The organism is Streptomyces sp. NPDC008313 (assembly GCF_042956125.1).
Lineage (GTDB): Bacteria > Actinomycetota > Actinomycetes > Streptomycetales > Streptomycetaceae > Streptomyces.
The window spans coordinates 406,776-416,848 of record NZ_JBIBFR010000004.1; the positions used below are offsets into that span (position 1 = coordinate 406,776).

5 protein-coding genes and 1 pseudogene are annotated in these 10,073 nt (G+C 72.1%); 4 read left to right on the forward strand and 2 right to left on the reverse strand.

The features are described from left to right. Positions 1-41 precede the first annotated feature (41 nt). From ACFY93_RS08330 to ACFY93_RS08340, 3 genes are all read left to right on the forward strand, one after another. Positions 42-1,709, forward strand: a complete 1,668-nt coding sequence (locus tag ACFY93_RS08330; protein ID WP_391354762.1) for an FAD-dependent oxidoreductase — start codon at positions 42-44, stop codon at positions 1,707-1,709. Between the two features lie 14 nt (positions 1,710-1,723). Beyond that, entirely contained in the window at positions 1,724-3,727 is a 2,004-nt protein-coding gene (locus ACFY93_RS08335) for an NAD(P)/FAD-dependent oxidoreductase (RefSeq protein WP_391354763.1), read from the forward strand. Between the two features lie 368 nt (positions 3,728-4,095). Continuing rightward, complete coding sequence (locus ACFY93_RS08340; protein WP_391354765.1) at positions 4,096-4,785, forward strand: TetR family transcriptional regulator; 690 nt, start codon at positions 4,096-4,098, stop codon at positions 4,783-4,785. Between the two features lie 1,505 nt (positions 4,786-6,290). Here the strand turns inward: ACFY93_RS08340 and ACFY93_RS08345 are convergent. Together ACFY93_RS08345 and ACFY93_RS08350 are read right to left on the reverse strand one after the other, a co-directional pair. Then, on the reverse strand, positions 6,291-8,039 hold the full coding sequence (locus tag ACFY93_RS08345) for an MFS transporter (RefSeq protein WP_391354767.1): 1,749 nt from the start codon (positions 8,037-8,039) through the stop codon (positions 6,291-6,293). A 725-nt stretch (positions 8,040-8,764) separates the two neighbouring features. Continuing rightward, complete coding sequence (locus ACFY93_RS08350) at positions 8,765-9,361, reverse strand: TetR family transcriptional regulator (protein WP_391354770.1); 597 nt, start codon at positions 9,359-9,361, stop codon at positions 8,765-8,767. A 491-nt stretch (positions 9,362-9,852) separates the two neighbouring features. Between ACFY93_RS08350 and ACFY93_RS08355 the strand changes: the two are divergent. Next, positions 9,853-10,073 (forward strand): annotated as a pseudogene (locus ACFY93_RS08355) (2-oxoglutarate ferredoxin oxidoreductase subunit alpha); the annotation flags it as partial.

A 10,073-nucleotide genomic window follows, 5' to 3' on the forward strand; every position in this document is an offset into this window, starting at 1 on the left:
CCCGAGAAGAGACCTTCCCGACCTCTGGAGGAGAGAGCATCATGCAACCGCTGTCCGCGTCCGACTCGCCCGGCAAGGCCGTCCACGACGTCGCCGTCCTGGGCTCCGGGATCGCCGGTTCCATCCTCGCGGCCATCCTGTCCCGCAACGGCGTGAAGACCGTCCTGATCGACGCCGGCGCCCACCCGCGCTTCGCGGTCGGCGAGTCCACCATCCCGTACACCTCCGTGATGCTGCGGATCCTCGCGGCGCGCTACCGGGTGCCGGAGATCGCGCATCTGAGCCACTTCTCCACGATGCGCTCCAAGGTGTCCTCGAACTCGGGCCAGAAGCGCAACTTCGGCTTCGTGTACCACCGTGAGGGCGAGCGGCAGGACCCGTACGAGATCAACCAGTTCGTGATCCCGGTGGCGCTGTCCACCGAGTCCCACATGTTCCGCCAGGACGTCGACGCCTACATGTTCAACGTGGCGCTGCGCTACGGGGCGGTGCCGCGGCTGAACACCCGGGTGACGGACGTCGAGGTGGACGGCTCCGGGGTGACCCTCGCGGTCGCGGACGGGCCCGACATCCGCGCCCGCTACATCGTGGACGCGGGCGGCCACAACTCGCCGCTGGCCCGGAAGTTCGGGCTGCGCGACGAGGTGCCGCGGCAGCGCACCCACTCGCGGACCATGTTCACGCACATGCTCGGGGTGCGGCCCTACGACGACTGCCCGGCGGGCCAGGCGCACGACAACCCGAGCCCCTGGCACCAGGGGACGCTGCACCACGTCTTCGACGGCGGCTGGCTGTGGGTCATCCCGTTCGACAACCACCGGGGCGCCACCAACCGGCTGTGCAGCGTCGGCCTGAGCCTGGACCCGCGCAAGCACCCGAAGACGGACACCCCGCCGGAGCAGGAGTTCGCCCAGTTCCTGGAGCGCTTCCCGGCCGTCGCCCCGCAGTTCAAGCACGCGAAGGCGGCCAGGCCGTGGGTCTCCACCGGCCGGCTGCAGTACTCCTCCCACCAGGTCGTGGGCGACCGCTGGTGCCTGACCTCGCACGCCGCGGGCTTCGTGGACGCGCTGTTCTCCCGCGGTCTGACCAACACCACCGACGTGGTCAACTCGCTCGCCTGGCGGCTCATCGAGGCGGTCAAGGACGACGACTTCTCCGCCGAGCGCTTCGGGCACATCGAGACGCTGCAGCAGGGGCTCGTACGGGCCCACGACGACGTGGTGGCGTCCTCGTTCACCTCGTTCCGCGACTACGGCCTGTGGAACGGCACGTTCCGCATGTGGGCGCTGGGGACGGTCCTCGGCACGCTCAACGCGCAGGACGCGCTCACCCGCTTCCAGGCCAGCAAGGACCCGTTGATCTGGCGGGAGCTGGAGGCGCAGCCGCACCCCGGCGCGCTCTTCCCCGCGAGCGTCGGCTTCAACAAGATCACCGACGCCGCCTGGTCCGCCTGCCGGGACGTCGAGGCGGGTCTGATGACGACGGACCGGGCCACGGGCGAGCTGTTCGACCTGCTGCAGGACGACGGGTACGCGCCGCCGCCGTTCGGTCTGCACGACCCGGCCAACCGCTTCTACAACCCGAACCCGGCCCGCATGATCCGCACCATGCTCTGGGCCAAGCGCGGCTCTGCGGCCTCGGACACCGGGCCCGTGGTGGCCGGAGCACTCGGCGGATTCCTGCGCTCCCGATTCCGCAGGCACTCATGAAGGAGGACGGGGAGATGCCACGGGACACACCCAAGAACACATCGAAGGACACGTCCGATGACGCATCCAAGGACATGACGACGGACGGATCGGCCGGCGCCTCCACGAACGGCGCGGCTGGTGGCTCTGCGGGCGCCCCGGCGGGTGGCTCGGCCGGGGCACCGGAGGGCACCGGGAGGGGCGCGCGGAAGGGCACGGCGGCGAGGAGGGCGGCGGGCACGGCGGCACCGGCGGGCACGAGGACGGAAGCGGAGACGGGAACGCGGACGACGGCGGACGCACGCGGCTTCGGCGGCCGGGGCGCCTGGGACGAGGGCGCGGAGGCGGTGGGCGCCGCCGAGTCCGCGCTGCCCTTCGACCCGGCGGACGAGCCGGTCCCCGCCCCCGTGCGGCCCCCGGGCGGGGCCCGGCACACCGTCGCCGTGCTCGGCGCCCACCTCGGCGGCGGCATGCTCGCCGCGATCCTGGCCCGCGCCGGCGTGGACGTGATCCTCGTCGACTCGCCGCACGACGCCACCACCCCGGCCGGCGAGACCACGGTCCCCTACACCGCCGAGGTCTTCGAACTGCTCGCCCGCCGCTTCGACGTGCCCGAGCTGTCCGCGCTCGGGCACTTCGGGCAGCTGCCCGCGGAGATCCGCAGGACCTCGGGCGTCAAGTCGAGCATCGGCTTCGTGTACGCGCGTCCCGGCGCGCCCGTACGGCGGCAGCAGGTGGTGCAGTTCAACGTGCCCAGCGAGCACGGTGAGTCGCATCTGTACCGCCCCGACGTCGACGCCTGGGTGCACCGGCTCGCCGTGAGCTACGGCAGCCGCGTCCCGCAGGGCCGCCCCGTCCTCACCGAAGTGCGCGGCGAGGCCGGGGACTTCAGCGTCGAGCTGGCCGACGGAAGCGCGGTCGGCGCGGAGTTCGTGGTCGACATGTCCGGGCCCGACGCCCCCATGCTGGGGCGGCTCGGCGGCGGCCCCGCGCTGCGCCCGCTGACCCACTCCTCACGGGTCCTGACCGCCCATCTGCGCGGCGTACGGCCGCTGGAGCGGCGTGTGGACCCGGGTGAGGGAGGCACGCCCTGGACCGGCGGCACCACCCAGGTGGTCTTCCCCGGCGGCTGGATCCAGCTCGCCCCGTTCGGCGAGCAGCGCACCGGCGAGGCCGCGCTGACCAGTGTGTCGGTGAGCCTCGACGCCAAGCTGTGGCCGCAGCGGTCGGCGTCGGCCGAGGACGACTTCCAGCAGTTGATACGCCAGTTCCCGGATCTGGAGTGGCAGTTCGCCGAGGCCACCGTGGTCCGCCCGTGGACCGGCTCGGAGCCGTGGCAGTACGGGGCCACCGCGGCCGCGGGCGACGGGTTCGTCGTCCTCGACCGCTCCGCCGTACGCTGCGACTTCACCCTCTCCCGGGACGTGACGCTGACCGCGGAGCTCGTCCACGAGGCGGCGGCCCGGATCATCGGGGCGGCGCGGGCCGGTGACTGGTCCGTGGAGCGTTTCCGGCCGTTGGAGGCCTTCCAGGCGGACCTCGTCGAGCACGGGGACCGGCTGCTGCGCTCGGCGCTCACCGCGACCGGCGACTTCCGCCTGTGGAACGCCTTCTGCCGGGTGTGGCTGCTGCACTCGATGTTCGCCGCGCTGTCCCTGAAGCGGGCCCGCAACGACGCCCTCGCCCGGCCCGGCCGTGCCGGCCAGTGGGACGACCTGGGGCCGCGCAGGGGGGCCGGGCTGTGGTTCCCGGTGTATCCGGGCTTCGTCGCGCTCTTCGACGACCTGGACCGGACGCTGCGGCAGGTCGCCGACAACCGGCTGGCGCCGGGCGCCGCGGCGGAGCGGATCTTCGGCCAGTTGCGCTCGGCCTCGTTCATCCCGCCGCTCTTCGCCTTCGGCGACCCGTCCGACCGCTACTACAACTTCACGCCGTTGAAGCGGATCAAGGTGCTGCTGTGGGCCAAACGCAAGGCGCCGTACATGGTGCACCGGGTCCTCACCAGGGGTGCCACCGTCCTGCCCGACGTCGAGCGCTGAGCACCCCGCCGGGGGCCCGGGCGGCACGCGGTGCCGTACGGGCCCCGCGACGGGTCCGGCCGGGTCCCGGGGGCTTCGCGGAGCCGTGAGGGGCCCGCGCCGCACGGAGGTTCCGGGCAGAACGACCGCCGTCCCCAAGGGCTCACCGACGAGAGCCCGGGGGCGGCGGTTGCCTGTGGTGCAAGCGGTTTCCCGAAGGTGCCGACCGGCCGGACGCTGATCGGATCCGGCCAGCTTCCGCCACGACGGCCGGACTTGACTCGACACCGGCGCGGGGGTGCCGGAATGCTCCCTACCGGGGAGTCGTCCCATGTGGAATGCTGTACCGTAGATTTCCACGAGCCATGAATTAATACGAAGGGGGCCTAGTGAGCACCGGAAACGGGATCCCCTGCGCGAAGAAGGCCACCGCGCACCCGGGCGCCGCCGCGCGGGCCGGCCGGCCGCCCTCGCGCGGCGGCGGACGACGCCCGGGACAGACCAGCACGAAGGAACAGATTCTCGACGCGGCACTCGAACTGTTCGCCGCCAAGGGCTACGCCGGGACCACCATGCGCGGCATCGCCCAGCAGGCGCAGGTCGATCCCGCCCTGATCCATCACTTCTTCAGCAACAAGGAAGGGGTGTTCCGCGACGCGATCGCCTCCCGCCTCGACGTGTCCACCCTCTTCGACTCCCTGACGGACACCGACCCCGGCACACCCCTGGAGCGCCCCGGCGAGCAGGTGGCACGGACGTTCCTGTCCTTCTGGGAGGACGAGACGACCCGGCCCGCGATGGTCGCCATCTACCGGACGGGACTGTCCGACGAGGCGACGTCCAAGCGGTTCCGTGACCAGATCGAGGACGGATTCGCGGCCTGCGTACGGCGGATCGCCCCCGAGGGGACCGACCGGACTCCGGCGTTCAGCTCACTCGTGTCAGCGCAGCTCGCCGGCCTGGTGATGCTCCGGTACGTCCTCCAGGTGGAGCCGCTGGCCTCGCTCGACTTCGAGGAACTCGTCGAGTGGTTCGTGCCGGCCGTCGAGGTCCACTTCGAGCGGCTCGCCCGGGGCTGACCGCTCCCCCGCCGGCCCCGCGTGAGCCAGGACGAAGACACCTCGTGCCGCCGCGAGTGCCGCGGCGGCCGAGGCCAGCGCACCGGGGACACCGGTCGCGTAGCGGTCTCCGAGCACGACGACGCCTATGACGGCGGCGTACAGCGGGTTCACCAGGGTCAGCGTCGCCAGCGGCGCCACCAGGCCGCCGCGGTAGGCAAGTTGACACAGAGCGAGTCCGGCCAGCGCCAGACAGGCCACCCCCGCCATGACGAGGACCGCCACGGCCGTCGGCCCGGCCTCCGCTCCCCCGCCGGTCAGTTCCAGCACCGCGGTCTGAGTCAGGGCCGACGCTGCCCCGAAGGCGACCCCGGCGGCCAGCGCGTGCCACAGGCTCGCGGCCGCCGTCCGCCGGGTCACGGCGCCGGCGGCGATGGCGGCGCCGAGCACCACGACGGTCAGGACGACCACCCCGGTCGTCTCCGAGGAGTCCAGGACGCGGCTCGGCTCGGCGGTCCGGGTGAGGCAGAGCAGGCCCGCTATACCGGTCACGGTCAGCGCGATGCCCCGCGCCTGCGCCCCGGTCGTACGGCGGCGCGTCACCACGCCGGACAGCAGGGGCGCCGCCACGAGGGTGAGCACACCGAGCATCTGCACGGCGACGAGCGAGCCGTAGCGCAGCGCCGCCGTGTGCAGGGCGGCACCCAGCGCGTTGCACAGCAGGGAGACCAGCCACGTCACCGAACGCACCCCACGCCCGCGCTTCGGCCCGGCTTGGTGACCTGGTCCGGCGTTGCGGACCGGCACGGTGGGGTGGGTCGGCGCGGTGGGGTGGACCGGCGCGGTGGGGTGGACCGGCGCGGTGGGGTGGACCGGCGCGGTCGCGTGGGGGGCGGCAGCGTCGCAGGACACCGCCGTGCGGGAGCGCGGGACACCGCCGTCGCGGGGGCGCGGGACGCCGCCGCCGCGGGCGGACGAGCCGTCACACGTGCCGCCGTCGCGGCCGTCCAGGGCGTCCATGCCGTCCAGGGCGTCCAGGCCGTCCAGGGCGCCCATGCGGACGCCGGCGGCCTCGCCGTCGCGGGCAGCCCGGCCGTCCAGGGCCCTGTCGTCGCGGGCGGACAGGCCGTCGCGGGCGGGCCCGCTGTCTCGGGCGGACAGGCCGTCCCGGGCGGACAGGCCGTCGCGGGCTGCCACGGCCCGTTGGGCGACGGCCGCGGCCGCGTACGCGAGAGCCGATGCGACGCCGAGCGTCAGAACCCAGAACACGGTGTTCACGACGTCCTTTCACCGCGTGGACGCGGGAGTCGGGGCGGGGCCGCGGCGCGGCCCCGCGCGGAGGCGGGGGCGGGATGCCGGCCGGCGGAGCCCGCCGGGAGCGACGCCCCGCCCCCGGCGCCCCGGCCCCGTGCGCAGCGGCGGCGCCGCCCCGCTCCCGGTCGCGGACCGGGGGTGCGGGGCGGCGCCCGGCCTGCCGCGAGGTGCTGCCGGGACCCGTGGGTCCCGCCGGGACCCACGGGACCCGGTCACGCGCCTCCGGGCACGTCCTGGACGTCCTCGGGGCGGATCTTCGGCAGAGCGAGGACCAGCAGGCAGGACAGGCCGAAGCAGCCGATCTGCCAGTACACGACCTGCTCGAAGCTGTCGCCGAAGTTGGCCTTGCGCGCCTCGGGCACCGCCTTGTTGAGCACGGCGGCCTGGACCTTCGCCTTGACCTCCGGGGGCGCGGGCGTGCTCGCCATCTCCTTCTCGATGCGCGCGCAGCTGTCCGGCGTCTCGGTGAGGTCCTTCTGGTTCATCCGGTCGTGGAAGCAGGTCTCGAAACCGGCCGTGGCCTTGTCCTGCTGAGCATCGTTCAGACCCGCCGCCGCCAGGTCCTGCCGCAGCTGCGGCACCGCCGACTGCGCGGCGCCGTCCGCGTTGGATCCCAGGAAGCCGTAGAAGAGGATGCCCGCGACCGCGATGCCGATGGCGATGCCGACCTGCTGCACCGTGGCGAGCATTCCGGACGCGGCTCCCGCCTCACGCGAACGGATTCCGGCCAGGATGATGCCGGTGCACGGGGCGAGGAAGAAGCCACCGCCCAGACCGGCGACCATCAGGGACGGGATCAGCTGGTAGCCGTGCAGATCGGAACCGGCCCAGTGCAGGGTGCCGATCACACCCGACATGCCGACGAGCAGCAGCCCGGTGCCCACCGCGAGCGTCTTGGTGCCGAGCCGCTTGACGACGGCCGCCGAGCGCGCCGAGCCCACGGCGATGAGGAGGGCGAAGCCGAGGCTGACCAGACCGGCGGAGATCGGGGTGTAGCCGAACCCGATCTGCAGGCTCATGAAGAACGTCATGAAGAACGACGGGATGCCGGCGAAGAACACCACGCTGATGATGAGGCCGACGGTGAACGAGCGCTCCTTGAAGAGGCCCGTCGGCACCAGAGGTGACTTGCCGGCCAGTTTCGTCAGCTTGTTCTCGTAGACGAAGAACTCGATGAGCAGCAGCGGACTCAGCGCCAGGAGCACGAGGCTCCAGCCGGGCCAGTCGTGTTCACGGCCGATGACGAGCGGGAGGATCAGGCTGAAGAGACCGGCGCTGAGGATGAGCGCGCCGGTGACGTCGAGCCGGCTCGCACCCTCCGCGGAGGACTCGGGGATCTTGGCCAGCCCCAGGCACAGGGCGACCAGGCCGACCGGGAGGTTGACGTAGAAGATCGCCCGCCAGTCGGTGCCCAGGATGTCCATGTCGATCAGCCAGCCGCCGAGCACCGGGCCGAGCACGGTGCCGAGACCGATCGAAGCGCCGTACATGGCGAGGGCCTTGGGGCGTTCCTTCGTCGAGAAGGTGACCTGGATGATCGAGAGCACCTGCGGGAACATCAGGCCGGAGCACATGCCCTGGAGCACCCGGGAGGCGATCAGGAAGGTCGAGCTGGGAGCCGCGCCGCAGAGCGCCGAGGCGATGGTGAAGCCCAGCATGCCGATCAGGAAGACCTTGCGGCGGCCGTAGATGTCGCCGAGGCGGCCGCCGGTGACGAGCACACAGGCGAACGCGAGTGAGTAGACGGCGACGACCAGCTGGATCTCGGCGAAGGTGGCGCCGAGATCGCTCTGCAGCGAGGGCAGCGCGACCATCGTGATCGTGGTGTCCAGCATCTGCATGAAGATCGCGGACAGTGTGACCGCGAGGATGACCCAGCGCGCCGGATTCGCGATGGCGCCCGGACCACGTGAGGTACCGGGCGGTGCAGTCGCCTGCACGCCCGTGTCAGTTGATTCCATGTTCCCTCCTTGGGTCCGCTGCCCTAGTGACAGCGCCCGCGAGTTATTCATTCTCCAATGAAGTCTACGAGTACTGAATTCCTTACCGCAAGCTCGATGACCGTGTTCCGGACACCGGCGGTCCGCTCAACGTCACTGGTAGCGGGCGAGGTTGAGCCCACATCAGCCCGCCGGCGGCCGAGTCGGGGCACGTCACCGGGGGTCCCGTCGCGGGCCCTCCGGAACCACCGCATCTGGAGGACCCGAACGTCCGACGGGCGCTCAAGTCAACGGATGCCGAACACGTCGACGGAGGAGAGGCCTCCGCGGGCGGACGGGAGAGCCGGAACGGGAGGCGGCGGGGAGGGACAGGAAGGGGCGCGGAGGAACCCGGGGAGCCGGTCGGACCGGGCGGGAGGGGACGCCCACGCCGGGCGAGAGCACGGAGGAGCCGCGGCGGCCGTCCCCACGGGTGAAGGGAGGGCATTCGGGGGATCAACAGCCATGCGCGCACGTCGAGTTGACGACACAAGCGCACGGGGGCGGCCGGGGAGAAGGGGACACGACCGGCCATGGGCACGACCGGGCGAACGTACGCGGCCGAGCGACCCACGCGGACGCGACCGAGCGGACTCACTCGGACGCGACTGAGCAGACCTACGCGGGCGTCGACCGGCGACGGCGGGCGGCACGGCCGAGCAGGCGCCGCCGGCACGGCACCGCCACCCTGCCCGCCGACCCGCCCGTCAGCGCCGTGACGCCCCGCCGCCGCCCTCGTCCCCCGACGGCCCCGCCGCCAGGTACGCGGCGACCACCGGCGCCAGCAGCCTCACCATCTCCTCGGGGTCCTCGTCGCTCTTCATGAGCTCGGGTGGCAGCAGGTCCATGTGACGTGCCGTCACGATGCCGATGAAGAGGCTACTGACCAGGGCCAGCCGGATCTCGTCGCCCCCAGTGATCCCCTCGGGCACCAGCGACTGCCGGATGCGCGCCTTGGCCGCGGGCAGATCCAGCGCGGACCGCAGCACCCCGAGGATCCGCAGCCGCTGCACGGAGTCGTCCCAGTCAGCCATGGCGTGGCGCAGCAGCCATTCCGCCGCGGCCGCGTCCCGCCGCCCGATCGCCTCCCGGAACACACCGGCCGGCCGAACCGTTTCGTCGACCACGGCGTCGTACAGGGCCTCCTTGGAGGCGAAGTAGTGCGCGATCAGCGCCGGATCGCAGCCCGCGTTCGCCGCGATGGCGCGTAACGACGCGTTCCTGTAGCCCAGTTCGGCGAAAAGGTCCGCCGCGGACCGCATGATGGCCTGACGGGTGTCGGAAACTCCTCTAGCGTCGGCCACGGCGGCACTTCCTCTCGATCACGAGTCCCCCGAAGGACGTGCGTTCCGCCCGGCTTCGACAAGGGTGCCCGCGACGGCGGGACCATACAACGCCGAGCCTCACGTAAATTCACCTGACCATGAAGTCTACACGCAGTGACTTCTAGGGTCAAAGCTTTCCGGCCCCTTGCACCACTCAACCCTCCCGCAGAATGCGGCTTTTGGCGCCCCATCAGTCACAGCCGTCACACCTGCCCCATCCGGCTTGTCGTCAACCGCTAAATCACGCCGCCCGATCACCGCTCGGCCGCCGGCCGACCGTCGGCCGAGCGGCGGCCCCCGTCGGCGCGCCGCTGGGCATCCGAGCCCGGACGGCCACAATTCAACGCCCATTGAAATTCTCTCGCGGTCGTCCTAGGCTCACGGCGGGCGCCCAGCCCTCCGTCGGTGCGACGGCTCTACGGGTGATGGCCCGCGCACGCGCATTCCGCCCCAGGGAGAGGCACATGCCGGTGACGAAACAGACAGAGCAGCTCGACCGGGTGATCATCCGTTTCTCGGGTGACTCGGGTGACGGCATGCAGCTCACAGGTGACCTGTTCACCTCCGAGACGGCGACCTTCGGCAACGATCTGGCGACCCTGCCGAACTTCCCCGCCGAGATCCGCGCCCCCGCAGGCACCCTGCCGGGCGTCTCGTCGTTCCAGCTGCACTTCGCCGACCACGACATCCT

What these genes read in the sequence shown, in the direction of transcription:
- ACFY93_RS08330 (WP_391354762.1), top strand. Translation starts at nt 42, where the DNA reads ATGCAACCGCTGTCCGCGTCCGACTCGCCCGGCAAGGCCGTCCACGAC.
- ACFY93_RS08335 (WP_391354763.1), top strand. Translation starts at nt 1,724, where the DNA reads ATGCCACGGGACACACCCAAGAACACATCGAAGGACACGTCCGATGAC.
- ACFY93_RS08345 (WP_391354767.1), bottom strand. Translation starts at nt 8,039, where the DNA reads ATGGAATCAACTGACACGGGCGTGCAGGCGACTGCACCGCCCGGTACC.